The sequence below is a fragment of the Pseudomonas sp. S2_F03 genome (genome assembly GCF_054668335.1).
Window position 1 is genome coordinate 5,770,275 of the sequence record NZ_CP162759.1, and the last position, 14,258, is coordinate 5,784,532.

The following is a 14,258-nucleotide window of genomic DNA, read 5'->3' on the forward strand; positions in this document are numbered from 1 at the left end:
GACTTATAGGGAAATCACCATGAAGATGAATGTGTCGGGCAATAAAACCGAATCACGAGGCCGCCGCTTGATGGGACCCGCGGTGCTTGCTTTCGCGTTGATGCAGTTCGGTGTTCTCGGTGCGGCCAGCGCCCAAACCAGCACCACGGTCACCGCTAACTCGGTGGAGGCCAGGAAGGACACCTTCGGCGCGCTTAAGCATGTAAAGGCCGGCTTGCTCAATGTGGCTTACGCCGAGGTCGGCCCCGCCGATGGTCCGGTGGTGATTCTCCTGCACGGTTGGCCCTACGACATTCACAGCTATAGCGAAGTGGCGCCATTGCTGGCAGCCAAGGGCTACCGAGTGCTGATCCCGTATGCGCGGGGGTATGGCGACACGCAGTTCCTGTCCGCCAAGACCTTGCGCAATGGCCAGCCTTCCGCGCTGGCGAGCGACGTCATCGACTTCATGGATGCCCTGAACATCAAACAGGCCGTGCTTGGCGGCTACGATTGGGGCGCGCGTTCGGCAGACATCGTGTCGGCGTTGTGGCCGGAGCGGGTCAAGGCGTTGGTCTCGGTCAGTGGCTATCTGATCGGCAATCAGGCAGCGGGCAAGAACCCGTTACCGCCCAAGGCCGAGTTGCAATGGTGGTATCAGTTCTATTTCGCGACCGAGCGCGGCCAGGCCGGCTACGAAAAAATCGTCACGACTTCGCCAAGTTGATCTGGGAACTGGCCTCCCCGCAATGGAAATTCGACGACGCGACCTACGACCGCAGCGCCGTGGCCCTGGACAACCCGGACCATGTCGCGATCACGATTTTCAACTATCGCTGGCGGTTGGGCATGGTTCAGGGAGAGCCGCAATACGAAGCACTGGAGCAACGCCTGGCCAAGGCTCCGTCCATCACGGTGCCCACCATTACGATGGAAGGTGACGCCAACGGCGCACCGCACCCGGCAGCCGAGGATTATGCCAAGCGTTTTACCGGCAAGTATGAGTACCGGCTCATCACCGGCGGCATCGGCCACAACCTGCCGCAGGAAGATCCGCAAGCCTTTGCCAAAGCGGTGATTGACGCTGATCACCTGTAGCCACGTTAACCCCTGTAGGAGTGAGCTTGCTCCTACAGGGGTAAATAGTGTTGGTCAGGTCGAGGTTATGCCACGACCTGATAACACGGCACATACGCCGCGCCGCCCGGCAGCTTCATGCGGTGCTGGGCGACGAAGGCTTTGAGCAGTTGATCCAGCGGACGCATGATCGCCGCATCGCCCCGGATCTGGTACGGCCCGTGTTGTTCGATCAGGCGGATGCCTTTGTCCTTGACGTTGCCGGCGACAATGCCGGAGAACGCGCGACGCAGGTTGGCGGCCAGTTCGTGAGCCGGCAGGGTCAGGCTCAGTTTCAGGTTGGCCATGTTTTCGTGGGTCGGGTCGAACGGGCGCTGGAAGCCTTCGTCGATTTTCAGCAGCCAGTTGAAATGGAACGCGTCATTGCGCTCGCGACGGAACTGTTTGACCGCTTTGAGCCCCTGCGTCATCTGCCGTGCGACTTCAGCCGGATCGTCGATGATGATCTCGTAATGTTTCTTCGCCGCGTCACCCAGCGTGGCGCCGACAAACGCGTCCAGTTGTTCCAGATACGGTGCGGCATGTTTCGGCCCGGTGAGGATGACCGGGAAGGGCAGGCCTTCGTTGTCCGGGTGCATCAGGATGCCGAGCAGGTACAGGAACTCTTCGGCCGTGCCTGCACCGCCGGGGAAAATGATGATGCCGTGGCCGACGCGCACGAACGCTTCCAGACGTTTTTCGATGTCCGGCAGGATCACCAGCTCATTGACGATCGGGTTCGGCGCTTCGGCGGCGATGATGCCCGGCTCGGTCAAGCCCAGATAGCGACCGCCGTGGATACGCTGTTTGGCGTGGGCGATGGTCGCGCCTTTCATCGGGCCTTTCATCACGCCGGGGCCGCAACCGGTGCAGATGTCGAGGCTGCGCAGGCCCAGTTCGTGGCCGACTTTCTTGGTGTATTTGTATTCTTCGGTGTTGATCGAGTGGCCGCCCCAGCAGACCACGATCTTCGGTTCGACGCCGGGGCGCAGGGTGCGGGCGTTGCGCAGCAGGTGGAACACGTAGTCGCTGATGCCCTGGGAAGTGCTCAGGTCGATGCGCTGGCTGTCGAGTTCGTTTTCGGTGTAGACGATGTCACGCAGGGCGCTGAAGAGCATTTCGCGGGTGCTGGCGATCATTTCGCCGTCGACGAAGGCGTCGGCCGGGGCATTCAACAGTTCCAGGCGTACGCCGCGGTCCTGCTGGTGGATGCGGATTTCAAAATCCTTGTAGGCTTCGAGGATGGTCTTGGCGTTGTCGACATGGGCGCCGGTATTGAGGATGGCCAGGGCGCACTGGCGGAAAATGTTGTAGGTGCTGCCGGAACCGGCTTCGCTCAGTTGTTGGACTTCGCGTTGGGAGAGGGTTTCCAGGCTACCTTTTGGGCTGACCGAGGCGTTGATTACTTGTCGTTGGGTCATTCAAAGATCCTTAAAACGATGCCGCTCACTGAACTGCGGGAATGGCATCTGAATAGTGTGTATCCATGGATGAAGATGGCACGAACCGAGCTGTATCGCCATGTTCCCCGTTTGACGATGAAAAGATGAAAAGGAGCCCCAGCATAGCTAAATCCCGCGCAGAGGCGATAATGCGCCGCAGTCTTTTTGTTCATGCCCCCAAGGAACCCTGTCGCGATGTTCGAAATCCAGCCGAAGAATGCCCAAACCTATCGACAACAGACGCGACGCAGTACGGTGATAATTGCCCTGATTTTCCTGGCGCTGGCGATGGGGCTGTCCACGGCCGCGGTGGCGTTGTTCGGTGAACCCGGTGGCGACAACCTGCGATTTAACGTCGGCGGCGTTTTCGTCGCGGTGCTGCTGATAGTGGCGCTGATGCGCGGCAAACTCTGGAGCCAGCCATGGATGGCCGCGGCGGTCTACGGCTGGCAGCTCAAGCGCAGCCTGATGAGCGTGACCAACATCATGCATCAGGTCACCGCAGCGGTGGCAACCGGTGATCCAGTGGCCATGAAACTGCTGCGTTTCTACCACCTGGGTTTGCACCAGATGCATGAGTTGGACGGCAACTCCAGCGACCACGGCCAGTTGACTCGTGAGATGGATGAGCACAAGGCACGCATGCAAGCATTGGGCATCGATACCGAACAAACCCGACTGGATCCGGCCTGGCTTGAGGCGGTGAAACAGTCCGGCAAGTCATGACCTCAGGGCGGATTCCCGCCACAAACCCCGTCACGCGGTCAGTAAATCACCTATCGTGTTGTTGCGATGGGCGAACAGGAAAAGTCGCCTTGTCATCACCAGTCAGGGATTGTCATGGGGTACTCGTCCATTAAAGATCCGATTGAAAGCCCCCAGCCCGCCACGCCCGGGGCGCCCGGTCAGCTCGAGTCACGGCTCAAGGTCCGATACGCGGTGGTGCTGCTCGTGGCGGTGTGCCTGTCGATGACGGCGATTGTGATCTGGGAAGCCTGGACCTCGCGCCAATACCACCTGCATGACAAAGAAGTGGCGATGTCCAACCTGGCCCAGACCCTGGCGTCGCAGGCGCAATCGTCGATCAAGCAGGCCGATACGCTCCTCTTTGCCTTGGTAGACCGCCTCGAACACGAAGGCATCGACGCGCAGCAATTACCCAGGTTGCAGCGATTGCTCAGCGCCGAGCGTGATGAGCTGAAGCAACTTCATGGCCTGTTTGTCTATGACGAACACGGGAACTGGATCGCCAATTCCAATGGTGCGGAAGGGACCAATGCCAATAATTCCGACCGTGAATATTTCATCTTCCATCGTGATCATCCTGACCGTGGCCCGCACATCGGTCGCTCGATAAAAAGTCGCTCGAGCGGTGAATGGATCATGACCGTCTCTCGCCGGGTCAATCATGCCGATGGCCGGTTCGCCGGTGTGGCCCTGGCGACGATTTATCTCAGTCATTTCCTGGACCTGTACGACAACATCGACATGGGCAACAACGGGGTCATCAACCTGATTGCCGATGACGCCAGCATCATTGTTCGCCGGCCATTCAATGAGGCCGACATTGGCAGCAGTGTCGCCAAGGGGCCGCTGTTTACCGAGTTGTTACCCAAAAGCGATGCCGGAACCGCGACGGTCAAGTCTTCTGTGGATGGAGTCGAGCGGGTGACGGGGTATCGCCGTGTCGACGGCTATCCACTGATCATCTTCGCCGCGCTGGACAAGAAGGAAGTGCTGGCCGGCTGGCGTGGCGAGACAGCGCTCAGCGCCGGGATCATGTTGTCGCTGCTGGCATTTCTGGGCGCGCTCGGTTACCGCCTCATTCGCTTCATGAAGCAGCAACATCATGTCCAGAGTGTCTTGCTCGATGCGCGGGAGAAGCTCATCGAGGTCAATCGCAGCCTTGAGTTGCTGGCTCTTGAGGACGCATTGACCGGGCTGTCCAACCGGCGTCAGTTCGACGTGTTTATCCTCGCGGAAATGGGCCGTGCCCGGCGCACGCTGACCCCGCTGGCGCTGCAGATGATCGACGTTGATCATTTCAAGAGTTTCAACGACCGCTACGGCCATGTCGCCGGCGATGAGTGTTTGCGCAGGGTCAGCGCGATCATCAAGGACAATATCAAGCGTCCCGGTGACCTTGCGGCTCGTTATGGCGGTGAGGAGTTCACGGTGGTGCTGCCGGGTACTGACTATGTAGGCGCGTTTCTGGTGGCCGAAAAAATACGCCTCGCGGTCCTGAGCGCGGGCATCGAGCACAGCGAAGGCGTCGAGGGCCGGATAACGGTCAGCATTGGTGTGTGTGCCTTCAACCCGGCTTCACAGGATCAGCCCGACGATTTGGTCAGCGCCGCGGACAAGGCGCTGTATGTGGCCAAGGCCAGCGGGCGGAACATGAGCGTGATTGCCGACGGCGTTCAGACAAACCGGTCACTGCCCTGAACGAGCTGGGTGCAAAGGTACGACTGCTTGAGTTTTTCCAGCCACCAGCCCAATGCACGACCGTCATGATCGCCACGCCAGCCGGCATACAGAATGTTTGGCTCGCGCGGGTCAGCCATCAGCTTCTCAATCAGCGTGCCGTTTTTCAGTAGCGAGCCCACCCGATGCCGGGGTAACCAGCCGACGCCCAGTCCATCGCATTGAGCAAGAATTTTGGCACGCATGGTCGGCACGGCCAAAACCGGTTGGCCGCCAGACACTCCGTAGGTGCTGCCTTCGGTGACCCGGGACGAATCGGCTACCACAATCGCCCGATGTTGCGCCACCATCGCCCGTGAAATCGGCTCCTTGGCCTTGGCCAGCGGGTGTTTGGGCGACACCGCGAACACCCACTCCATTTCCCCCAGTTGCATCCAGCGCAAGGTCGGGATTGCCGGTGGTTCGTTAGTGGCGCCAATGATCAAGTCGGCGCGGCCTTCGCGCAGGGCTTCCCAGACACCTTTGAGCACTTCCTGGGTGATGCGCAGCGGCACGCCGGACGCCAGCGCATCGAACTCGTGGATCACTGGAATCAGGGTTTCGAATTCGAGCAGTTCGTCGGTGACAATCCACAGCCGGCTTTCCCAGCCGTTGGCCACTTGCTGGACCCGTTGGGTCAGCCGGGACACGTCCTGCATCAACCGCGCCGCCTCGTTCACCAGTAATTCGCCGGCCGGGGTGAGCTGCAAGCGATAACGACGGCGATCGAAAAGCAGCGCGTCGAAGCGCTCTTCCAGTTGCCGCGCCGCATAGGACACGGTCGATGGTGCCTTGCCCAGGTGAGCGGCGGCCCGCGACAGGCTGCCGGTCTCGCGGATGGCTTGGAGCAATGTCAGGTCTTCAAGCGACAACATGGATTCAATCCTCGGCGTTTGTTTCAGGCGGTCCGGCGAAGTTTCCAGCGCCGGATCAGCCGAAGATAAACCAGCACGTTGATCGCCAGCACCACGCTACCCAGCGCCAGTTGAAGGGTGGGCGTCAGGCCGGCCGGGTAAATGACCGGCCACACGTAGTGTTCGATAAAACCGCCGCCGTAACCGGCTTGCCCGGCCGCCTGGCGCATCAGGTTTTCCCATTGAGTCAGCGGGCAGGTCAGGTGCATGACTTCTACCGTCACGCCCCACGCTGCGGCGGGCAGGTGCGCCCAGATCAACGGCCGCCATTTGAGCACCAGCAAGCCGCCGAACAGGACGAACAGAATGAACAGCAAATGAAGCAGCACCAGCCCATCGGCGGCGATCCGGTACAGCATGTCGACTCCCTGACCCGTTATGCGAATGGCTCCATGGTACTCGGGCGCTGGCGGCTGCTCTATGGGGAGTGTGCTCAGCGAAAATCAGCGAATTCGGCGCGCATCCTGCCGTTGTGTTTGGCTCGATAGAGCAACTTGTCGACCTGCTCGATGAACGCCAGTGCGTTCGCCTCCAGCGGGGCGACGGTGGTGCCGACACCCAGGCTCACGGTCAACAGTGGCGCCACCGGGGAATATTCATGGGCAATGTGCTGCTGACGAATCAGGTGCAGGCATTTGCGCGCCACCAGCCTTGCCGATTCAGCATCGGTTTCCGGGAGTAGCCAGACAAATTCTTCACCGCCGATCCGGGCGATGAAATCACGCGGTCGATTGGCGGCCTGGGACAACGTCTGGGCGACCTGGCGCAAGCATTCATCACCCTTGATGTGGCCGTAGTGGTCGTTGAATTGCTTGAAGTAGTCGATGTCCAGGATCAGCAACGAAAGCGGCAGGCCGGTGAGCTGGGCATGGCCCCATTCGCGCGCCATCACCGTATCGAACATGCGTCGGTTGGCGATGCCGGTGAGGCCGTCCTGGAAGGAATACTCTTCGAGTTGCTTTTGCAGTCGGCTCAAGTGCTCCTCGGTTTTCTTGCGTTCGCTGATGTCGAACATGAAGCCCACCAGTGCCTCGACTTCTCCGTCCTTGCGCACCACGTGCACCACGTCGCGTATCCACACGTAGTCGCCGCTTTGCGTCAGCGCCCGATAATCCGCCTCATGATCGACCCCGGCCCGTGATTGCGAGACACAGAACTCCACCACGTAATCGCGATCATCCGGGTGCATGCGCTCGACCCAATCATTGACCGTCACCCAACTGTCCTGCTTCCAACCCAGCAGCGCCTCGATCTGCGGGCCGATATAGCTGAACGTCATGGTGTTCCAGTCGATTCGCCAGGGGATCGCATTGGTCGACTCAAGCAGGGTTTTATAGACGGCACTGGCGGGTTCGAGTGAGCTCATGAAGGGCCTGGTCTCTGGGGAATATGCAGCGCCATCATGTTGCCACTATCGAGGCGAAGCAAGCGCCAAGCCGATGAATGGAACACCTTCGCTGCACACGCTCACTGCGCAAATGCGCAAGATTGTTCAAGCCTTCGGGCGCGGCGGCTGGCACAGTCTCAGGTCTTTCACCGGTTGTAGGGCGTTATGTCGAATTTACTCATGCCACGCAGTGCGTTTCTTCGTGGTGCCGCGGCGATCATGCCGCTGTCCCTGGCCACCGCGCCTTGGGGGTTGCTGGCCGGGTCCATGGCCATCGAGGCCAATCTCACGCCGCTGCAAGGCCAGGGCTTGTCGAGCATTGTGTTTGCCGGTGCCGCGCAACTGGTCGCCATCGGCATGCTCAAGGGTGGCGCCGGGATCTTTTCGATATTGCTGACCACCTTATTGCTGACTTCTCAACATTTGCTGTACGGCATGAGCATGCGTTCGGTGATTTCCCCGTTGCCGGGGCGTTGGCGGGTAGGGCTGGGCTTTTTACTGACTGACGAACTGTTCGCCTTGACCAGTCAGCACGACAAGCAGCAATTCAATCGCTGGTACGCGTTGGGGGTAGGGCTGACGTTTTACATCGCCTGGAACCTGTTCACGCTTGCGGGCATCGTGCTGGGCAGCAGCATTCCGGGGCTGGAGCATTTGGGCCTCGACTTCTCCATCGCCGCCACCTTCATCGCCTTGATCACGCCGGTGGTGCGCAATGTGCCAACCGTGGTGTGTGTCGCGGTGTCGCTGTTCTGTTCGGTGTTGTTCAGCTACTGGCAATGGGGCTCGGCGCTGGTGCTGTCGGGATTGGCAGGCATGACCGCCGGTTTTATCTGCAACAAACTCTACGTGGGACGCACAGCATGATCGTTTGGGCGGTAATTTTCGGAATGGGCGTGCTGGTGTTTCTCAACCGCTACGTGTTTCTTGAACCCCGGCTGCCGGTGCGGTTGAGCAGCAATGCCCGGCAGTTCCTCGGTTTTGCAGTGCCGGGCATGTTGACCGCGATCTGCGGGCCCATCGTGTTCATGCCTGACAAACAGCTGAACCTGCAATGGGACAACCCGTACCTGATCAGTTCGCTGGTGGCGGTGGGGTTGGTGCTTTACACCCGTAATACCTTGCTCAGCATGCTCCTGAGCATGGGGTTTTTCTTTTTGCTGCGCTGGTGGCTCTGAATCGAACGTCCGAATTTGTTCTACGCTTAATGAATCCCTTCACAGGAAGAGAGGTGCGCATGGCTAACGATCAAAAAAGTCCGGATTTTGAAGACGAAGATGAACCCTCGGAGGAAGAGATCAAGCGTCAGGAACGTTCGCGGCAGGACTGGAAACATGATGACAGCCGGGAGCTGTCGGACCGCGATGAAGAGCGTCCGCTTAAGCCCTGACTGACCCCTCCAAGACCGCTAACCTTTTAGCAGCTGGCGAAGCCTGCGTCCGGCTGCGTAGCAGTCGTAAAATCTGACGCCGCGGTGTTTCAGAAAATCCGTGCATTCAGGTTTGACGACTGCTACGCAGCCGGACGCAGGCTACGCCAGCTGCTACGGATTGTGCCTGGATGAATCACACCGCCTCGTTCCAGCGTATGTGCGTGATGCCCAGTTGTCGAGCCATCAAGCGAGCCGTTTCAAGGGTGGCGTGTGCCGCGATCTTTCGTTCGGACTGTGGACAGGCATGGGCAGAGGCCGAATGAATCGCGTCCACGAAAGAAGGAGGCCCGTAGGCCTTTACTACTGAGAGTGCAACGCTGTGCGGTTCGTTCAGCTCTTCTGCTGAGCGGGACCGGGCATCATTTCAAAGGTCTTCCAGACACGGAAAATCCGGGTGGGAAGCCCGATAGCCCAAGGTCTTGTCGATCCATGCATTCAGCTCGTTGAGCATAACCGGCGGTTGGCCGGCGTAGTTCGAGAGGGTTGAACGCAGTATGTCGTCGATATTGGGGGTAGAGCGCAGGTTTCGGGTCTGTATGTATTGCCCGATAAAGCAGTCAAGTTGATAGCGTTCCGTCATCGACAGGTACACACACTCCAGGCCGCTGACTTGATTGATTACAAGATCGTCGCGCAACTTAGTTCTCTGCAAGGCTTGTTGATATTTAAGGATTTCCTTCTTTGTTGACTGCTTGGTCAACAGGGCGGTGCCACGGGAAACGCGGCGCGCATCCTAGCTTTAGTGTTTCTAAATGTATGTATGGCGAGTGGATTGTCAGACAAGCGGTAATTGGGTCAATAAGTCATACAATGGGAAGTGTTTCTAATGTGAAACAGTCTGTGTAACGTTTATGCCGGGCATAGGTTTAGTTAAAACTTGCCTATATAGACAAAACAGCCTGGGCGGTCAGTTTAAATAAGCTTATTAATCAATGAACAACCTTGATTCCTGACATTCCCGACAGCTTTGTCGACCCTGTACCACTCAAACGTTTCGCTGGGTTCACCCTGTAAAAGCACCATCTGCTCGGCACGTTCCCTGGGTGTGGCCGGATCGAGCCATTCCCGTGCCAGCTCCGGGGACAACACCACCGGTCGCCGGTCATGTATGTCGAGCATGCCGCCCGCGCTGTCCGCCGTGATGATGACAAAACCGTCGTCGCTGCGCGGCTCGTTGCCAGCGCCGGGAAACTGACCAATGGCCGCGCAGCAAATCGGCGCGCAATCGCGTCGGCGAATCAACCATGGCACTCGCGTCGAATCCCCGGCATCGACCCATTCGAACCAGTTGTCGATCGGCACAATCGCCCGGTGTGGCCAGATTGCGCGGAAGAACGGCCCGTGAGCGACTTTCTCAACCCGCGCGTTGATTGGCGCCGCGCGATCTTTTGCCCAGTGCGGACGCCATCCCCAGCGCACCGGATCGGCGTGCAATCCGTCAGGCTCAAGGTGCAGTAGGGCGAGTTGGGTGGTGGGCGCCGCGTTATAGCGCGCCAAGGGTTCGTTCCCGACGTGATTGATCATCGCGTCGGGAATACTCAGCACGGCGACAAAATCATGAATGCCACGGTATTGCGACAGTCGTCCACACATCGGCTGACCCTGCGGTTGGAAAGCACTGGCGGGAATGCTCAGCTTAGCCTTCAGATCACATGGGCACGCTGCAGTTCGGTCAATGACACCGCCTTCAAACCCGCCAGCAGCGAATCGCGCCGATCCCGTGGATGAGGCAGTTCCACGGCCAGTTCCTGCCGGACGCTGCTGGGGCGATTGTCCATTATCAGTACCCGGTCGCTGAGATAGAGCGCTTCATCGACATCGTGGGTCACCAGCAACAGGGCAATGGCGTGACGCTCGGCGAGTTGCAGCAACAGATCCTGCAGCTTCATGCGCGTAAAGGCGTCCACCGCGCTGAAGGGTTCGTCCAACAGTAAAACCTGCGGTCGCGAATACAACCCCCGCGCTATCGCGACTCGCTGAGCCATGCCCCCGGACAGGGCTTTGGGCAGTGCCTGGGCGAAACCGCCAAGGCCGACTTCTTCGATCAGTTGCGCGACCCAGGCTTTGTCGTAATGGGAATCGGCGCTGAAACCGATGTTTTGCTCGACCGTCAGCCAGGGCATCAGCCGGGGTTCCTGGAAGACGAAGGCCACTTCCCCGGCGCTGTGACGCACTTCGCCCTGGAAGTCCTTTTCCAGCCCGGCGGCGATGCGCAGCAAAGTGCTTTTGCCGCAACCGCTGGGGCCAAGCAGGCTGACGGTTTCCCTGGGCCGCAATTGCAGGTGAATGTTTTTAAGGACGGTGGTGGTTGCGAAGGTTTTACGCTCGATTCGAATGTCCAGCAGGTGTCGGGTCATGGCTCAGTCCTCGGCGCTTTGGCCATTAAAAGTGTCGCGCCAGGCCAGGAAACGTTTCTCCAGGCTGGCGAGGAGGCCGTCACTGAGCTTACCCAGCAGCGCCAACACGATGATGGCGGCCAGTACGATGTCCGGGCGCGATGTCTCACGACCATCACTGAGCAGATAGCCCAGGCCTTTGGTGGCCGCGATCAATTCGGCCGCCACCAGAAACATCCATGCCAGGCTCATGCCGCTGCGCAACCCGGTGAACAGACCGGGCAGGGCGGCGGGCAGGAGAATTCGCCGGACCAGCCGACGGCGACTGAAGCCATACATTTGCCCCACTTCCACCAGTTTGCGATCAATGTCGCGGATGGCCGCGACGCCGTTCAGGTACACCGGAAAGAATGCGCCGATCGCGATCAGGACGATTTTCGAGGTCTCGTCGATGCCTAGCCAGAGCAACAACAGCGGCACCCAGGCCAGACTCGGAATCGAGCGCAAACCTGCAAACGTCGGCTCCAGATACGCCTCGGCTTCACGGCTCAACCCCACCCATGCGGCGAACCCCAACGCCAGGCTGGCGCCGATAGCGAAACCGAGTAGCACCCGCAGCAGACTGGCGCTGATGTGCTTCCACAGTGCACCGTCGGCCAAGTCTGCGAGGGTCAATGCGACCTCGCTCGGGGCCGGCATTTGGTATGACGGCAACCAGCCGATACGCACGACGAATTCCAGAAACAGAACGATCAGCACCGGCAACGCCAGACCCTTGAGGCGCAGGCGCCAGGCGTTGTTCAGGGACACACTGGCGCGGCGCGATGGGAGCCGTTCGAGTGGCAGGTGTTTGCTTTTGCTGGTCATGAGCCCCCCGTTACTGACGGGCCACGGTTTCTTTGAAACCGGTATCGATCAGTTGATCGATGACCTGATCGACGTTCACCCCACGGCGAACCAATTCTTCGGACACGAGTATCGGTGCCGCGGCTTTAGAGGCGATCACATCCCTGGCGGTCAATTGCGGGCTGCTCAGGTCGGTGCGCGACAGTTGCAGCTTGGCCACTTCCAGTGGCAGGCCGGATTCGCTGGCCAGTAACTTCGCCAGTTCGTCAGGGTTTTTTACCGCCCAGACGCGGGCTTGTTCATAGGCATCCAGCACGGTATCGATGGTGTGCGGATGCTCCTTGGCATAGGTGTCCGTCACGCTGACCACGCCATAACTGTTGAATTGCGTATTGCGATACAGCAGGCGCGAACCGGCCTGAACTTCGCTGGCGGCCATGTGCGGATCAAGCCCGGCCCAAGCGTCGACGTCACCTTTCTCCAATGCGATGCGACCGTCCGGGTGCTGCAAATGCACCAGTTCGACATCGTCCTTGCTCAAGCCCGCCTGTTGCAGGCTGCGCAAGGTGAACAGGTAGGGGTCGGTGCCTTTGGTGGCAGCGATTTTCTTGCCTTTGAGATCGGCCACGGTTTTGTACGGCGAATCCTTGCGCACCACCAAGGCTGTCCACTCGGCCCGGCTGTAGACGTAAACCGACTTGATCGGGCTGCCATTGGCGCGGCTGAGCACGGCGGCCAGGCTGGCGGATGAAGCGAAATCGACGCCGCCGCTGTTGAGGTATTCCAGCGAACGGTTACTGCCCTGGCTCAGGACCCAACTGACCTTGGTCTGTGGCAGGGCCTTTTCGAGGAAACCGAAGTGCTTGAGCACCAGACTCACCGGCGAGTAATAGGCGTAATCCAGGTGCACTTCGGCCGGTGGCGTTTCGGCTGCCTGGGCCAGCGGTTGCAGGCTCAGGGCCAGTGCGCAAGCCCCCAGCAGAGACTTGAAGGCGGGAAAGCGGAAGGTCGGTTTCATGGGCTGCTCCGGGCAAGGCTTGTTATATCCAAAAATTTATTATGTAGAGTCGCTTCCTGCGTAAAAGGAATATTGCAGGCTCTGTGCCATGTTCCGGGGCTACTGGTTTCTCGAGGGATTTCGCTCATCAACGGTGTGAAGGATGTCGCTGGGCAGACAGTCTGTTGAGGTGCTGTTGCAGGGCCGACACTGTTTGTTTCTGGTCATTAACTTATGCCTAAATCGAATTTATAAAGGCTCTTGTAATAGCGGTAGGGTCTATAAGAAATAGCACTCTGGAGCCTTTGATGAACCTGTCCCGATTCGTGCGTAGTCTATTGACCAGCGCACTGCTTGCCGCCCCGATCACCTATGCCGCCGACCCGGTGGTCCTGCATATCGGCGATCAGAATTACTACAACGTGCGTGCCTCGGTTGAGGCCTCGGGTGCATTGGAGGGCGCGCCCTACACCGTCGACTGGAAGCACTTCCAGGCGGCTGCGCCATTGGCCGAAGCGCTGAACACCGGCGCGCTGGACGTGGGGTTTCTCGGTGATTCCGGCTTTCTGTTCCTGGCGGCCAAACAGGCGCCGGTGAAACTGATCGGTGTGTCGCGGCAGAACCCGGACACCATTGCCTTGCTCGTGCCCAAGGATTCACCGGTCCATAGCATCGCGGATCTCAAGGGCAAGAAAGTCGCTTACTGGCCCGGCGCCTGGAGTCAGCAGTTGACCCTGCGCGCACTGGAGAAAGCCGACCTGCCGGAAGACTACGTCGACTTCATCAAATTGATGCCGATTGACGCCGCCGCGGCGTTGCCTCAAGGCAGCATCGACGCGTTCCCGGTATGGGAACCGTACATTTCCCAACAGATTCTGTTCTCCGGCGCGCGACCGATTCTGACCGCTAAAAACCTGATGCCCGGCTTGAGCGCCATCGCCGCGTCGACACCGGCCATCGACAGTAAGCACGCCGCCATCGCCGACTTCCTGGTGCGCCTGAAAAAAGCCCGGGCCTGGGTCGACAGCCATACCGACGAGTACGCCGATCTGTGGGCGAAAAAGGCCAATCTGGATCAGGACGTGTCTCGCCATTGGTTGCGTCAGGCCCACATGACCGTCGGCCCGGTGGATCAACAAGCGGCGGCGGATTTGCAGAGCACGGCGGACTTCCTGTTCAAGGTCAAGGCGCTGCCGACGGAACTGGCGACCGCCCCGATCATCGACCACTCGTTCCAGCAGGCATTGGTGCAATAAGCGAAGAGGGGGCTGCGGAACCAAACACTGTGTACCCTGATCCAACCTCGGCCCGCGCCATTGGCGGGCCGGCGAAGGAAGAACGGGCGA

General features: G+C 59.4%; 15 protein-coding genes and 1 pseudogene. 7 read left to right on the forward strand and 9 right to left on the reverse strand.

Annotated elements, in window-relative coordinates; genetic code table 11:
• Nucleotides 1-19 precede the first annotated feature (19 nt).
• Nucleotides 20-1,077, forward strand: a pseudogene (locus AB4N76_RS27155) (alpha/beta fold hydrolase).
• Between the two features lie 65 nt (nucleotides 1,078-1,142).
• On the opposite strand, the gene ppnN reads toward AB4N76_RS27155, so the two are convergent.
• A complete protein-coding gene (gene ppnN / locus AB4N76_RS27160) occupies nucleotides 1,143-2,516 on the reverse strand; it encodes a nucleotide 5'-monophosphate nucleosidase PpnN (protein ID WP_046027571.1) in 1,374 nt (457 codons plus the stop codon).
• Between the two features lie 216 nt (nucleotides 2,517-2,732).
• Between ppnN and AB4N76_RS27165 the strand changes: the two genes are divergently transcribed.
• A complete protein-coding gene (locus AB4N76_RS27165) occupies nucleotides 2,733-3,263 on the forward strand; it encodes a DUF3087 domain-containing protein (RefSeq protein ID WP_077430280.1) in 531 nt (176 codons plus the stop codon).
• Nucleotides 3,264-3,377: 114 nt separating this feature from the next.
• Complete coding sequence (locus AB4N76_RS27170) at nucleotides 3,378-4,982, forward strand: sensor domain-containing diguanylate cyclase (protein WP_046027568.1); 1,605 nt, start codon at nucleotides 3,378-3,380, stop codon at nucleotides 4,980-4,982.
• Here the strand turns inward: AB4N76_RS27170 and AB4N76_RS27175 are convergent.
• The 3 genes from AB4N76_RS27175 to AB4N76_RS27185 form a co-directional block, all read right to left on the reverse strand.
• Nucleotides 4,958-5,875 (reverse strand): LysR family transcriptional regulator, encoded by a 918-nt coding sequence (locus AB4N76_RS27175; RefSeq protein WP_046027566.1) that lies wholly within the window; start codon nucleotides 5,873-5,875, stop codon nucleotides 4,958-4,960. The genes AB4N76_RS27170 and AB4N76_RS27175 overlap by 25 nt on opposite strands.
• A gap of 23 nt (nucleotides 5,876-5,898) precedes the next feature.
• The gene (locus AB4N76_RS27180) at nucleotides 5,899-6,273 is read right to left on the reverse strand and encodes a DUF2784 domain-containing protein (RefSeq protein ID WP_046027564.1); all 375 of its coding nucleotides are present in this window, start codon (nucleotides 6,271-6,273) and stop codon (nucleotides 5,899-5,901) included.
• Nucleotides 6,274-6,347: 74 nt separating this feature from the next.
• Complete coding sequence (locus tag AB4N76_RS27185) at nucleotides 6,348-7,280, reverse strand: sensor domain-containing diguanylate cyclase (RefSeq protein WP_046027562.1); 933 nt, start codon at nucleotides 7,278-7,280, stop codon at nucleotides 6,348-6,350.
• Nucleotides 7,281-7,466: 186 nt separating this feature from the next.
• Here AB4N76_RS27185 and AB4N76_RS27190 point away from each other — a divergent pair, with 186 nt between their 5' ends.
• The 3 genes from AB4N76_RS27190 to AB4N76_RS27200 are packed head-to-tail and all read left to right on the forward strand — an operon-like array spanning nucleotide 7,467 to nucleotide 8,691.
• A complete protein-coding gene (locus AB4N76_RS27190; protein ID WP_046027560.1) occupies nucleotides 7,467-8,168 on the forward strand; it encodes an AzlC family ABC transporter permease in 702 nt (233 codons plus the stop codon).
• A complete protein-coding gene (locus AB4N76_RS27195) occupies nucleotides 8,168-8,479 on the forward strand; it encodes an AzlD domain-containing protein (protein ID WP_175649005.1) in 312 nt (103 codons plus the stop codon). The genes AB4N76_RS27190 and AB4N76_RS27195 overlap by 1 nt, the downstream gene beginning before the upstream one ends.
• A 59-nt stretch (nucleotides 8,480-8,538) precedes the next feature.
• Nucleotides 8,539-8,691, forward strand: a complete 153-nt coding sequence (locus AB4N76_RS27200) for a hypothetical protein (protein ID WP_175648945.1) — start codon at nucleotides 8,539-8,541, stop codon at nucleotides 8,689-8,691.
• Between the two features lie 406 nt (nucleotides 8,692-9,097).
• Here the strand turns inward: AB4N76_RS27200 and AB4N76_RS27205 are convergent, their stop codons facing one another.
• From AB4N76_RS27205 to AB4N76_RS27225, 5 genes are all read right to left on the reverse strand, one after another.
• Nucleotides 9,098-9,370 (reverse strand): hypothetical protein, encoded by a 273-nt coding sequence (locus AB4N76_RS27205; RefSeq protein ID WP_046027877.1) that lies wholly within the window; start codon nucleotides 9,368-9,370, stop codon nucleotides 9,098-9,100.
• A 275-nt stretch (nucleotides 9,371-9,645) separates the two neighbouring features.
• Nucleotides 9,646-10,326 (reverse strand): SOS response-associated peptidase, encoded by a 681-nt coding sequence (locus AB4N76_RS27210; RefSeq protein ID WP_460163799.1) that lies wholly within the window; start codon nucleotides 10,324-10,326, stop codon nucleotides 9,646-9,648.
• A 50-nt stretch (nucleotides 10,327-10,376) separates the two neighbouring features.
• The gene (locus tag AB4N76_RS27215; protein WP_046027556.1) at nucleotides 10,377-11,090 is read right to left on the reverse strand and encodes an ABC transporter ATP-binding protein; all 714 of its coding nucleotides are present in this window, start codon (nucleotides 11,088-11,090) and stop codon (nucleotides 10,377-10,379) included.
• A gap of 3 nt (nucleotides 11,091-11,093) precedes the next feature.
• Entirely contained in the window at nucleotides 11,094-11,936 is an 843-nt protein-coding gene (locus AB4N76_RS27220) for an ABC transporter permease (protein ID WP_046027555.1), read from the reverse strand.
• 10 nt (nucleotides 11,937-11,946) lie between these two features.
• A complete protein-coding gene (locus tag AB4N76_RS27225; protein WP_046027554.1) occupies nucleotides 11,947-12,933 on the reverse strand; it encodes an aliphatic sulfonate ABC transporter substrate-binding protein in 987 nt (328 codons plus the stop codon).
• Nucleotides 12,934-13,220: 287 nt separating this feature from the next.
• On the opposite strand from AB4N76_RS27225, the gene AB4N76_RS27230 reads away from it, so the two are divergent.
• Nucleotides 13,221-14,168 carry an ABC transporter substrate-binding protein gene (locus AB4N76_RS27230; RefSeq protein ID WP_046027552.1) on the forward strand — a complete coding sequence of 316 codons (948 nt, stop codon included), beginning with the start codon at nucleotides 13,221-13,223 and terminating at the stop codon, nucleotides 14,166-14,168.
• The last annotated feature ends 90 nt before the right edge of the window (nucleotides 14,169-14,258 follow it).

Coding starts and splice junctions, on each gene's coding strand:
- ppnN (WP_046027571.1), bottom strand. CDS start 2,516: ATGACCCAACGACAAGTAATCAACGCCTCGGTCAGCCCAAAAGGTAGC.
- AB4N76_RS27165 (WP_077430280.1), top strand. CDS start 2,733: ATGTTCGAAATCCAGCCGAAGAATGCCCAAACCTATCGACAACAGACG.
- AB4N76_RS27170 (WP_046027568.1), top strand. CDS start 3,378: ATGGGGTACTCGTCCATTAAAGATCCGATTGAAAGCCCCCAGCCCGCC.
- AB4N76_RS27175 (WP_046027566.1), bottom strand. CDS start 5,875: ATGTTGTCGCTTGAAGACCTGACATTGCTCCAAGCCATCCGCGAGACC.
- AB4N76_RS27180 (WP_046027564.1), bottom strand. CDS start 6,273: ATGCTGTACCGGATCGCCGCCGATGGGCTGGTGCTGCTTCATTTGCTG.
- AB4N76_RS27185 (WP_046027562.1), bottom strand. CDS start 7,280: ATGAGCTCACTCGAACCCGCCAGTGCCGTCTATAAAACCCTGCTTGAG.
- AB4N76_RS27190 (WP_046027560.1), top strand. CDS start 7,467: ATGTCGAATTTACTCATGCCACGCAGTGCGTTTCTTCGTGGTGCCGCG.
- AB4N76_RS27200 (WP_175648945.1), top strand. CDS start 8,539: ATGGCTAACGATCAAAAAAGTCCGGATTTTGAAGACGAAGATGAACCC.
- AB4N76_RS27210 (WP_460163799.1), bottom strand. CDS start 10,326: ATGTGTGGACGACTGTCGCAATACCGTGGCATTCATGATTTTGTCGCC.
- AB4N76_RS27215 (WP_046027556.1), bottom strand. CDS start 11,090: ATGACCCGACACCTGCTGGACATTCGAATCGAGCGTAAAACCTTCGCA.
- AB4N76_RS27220 (WP_046027555.1), bottom strand. CDS start 11,936: ATGACCAGCAAAAGCAAACACCTGCCACTCGAACGGCTCCCATCGCGC.
- AB4N76_RS27225 (WP_046027554.1), bottom strand. CDS start 12,933: ATGAAACCGACCTTCCGCTTTCCCGCCTTCAAGTCTCTGCTGGGGGCT.
- AB4N76_RS27230 (WP_046027552.1), top strand. CDS start 13,221: ATGAACCTGTCCCGATTCGTGCGTAGTCTATTGACCAGCGCACTGCTT.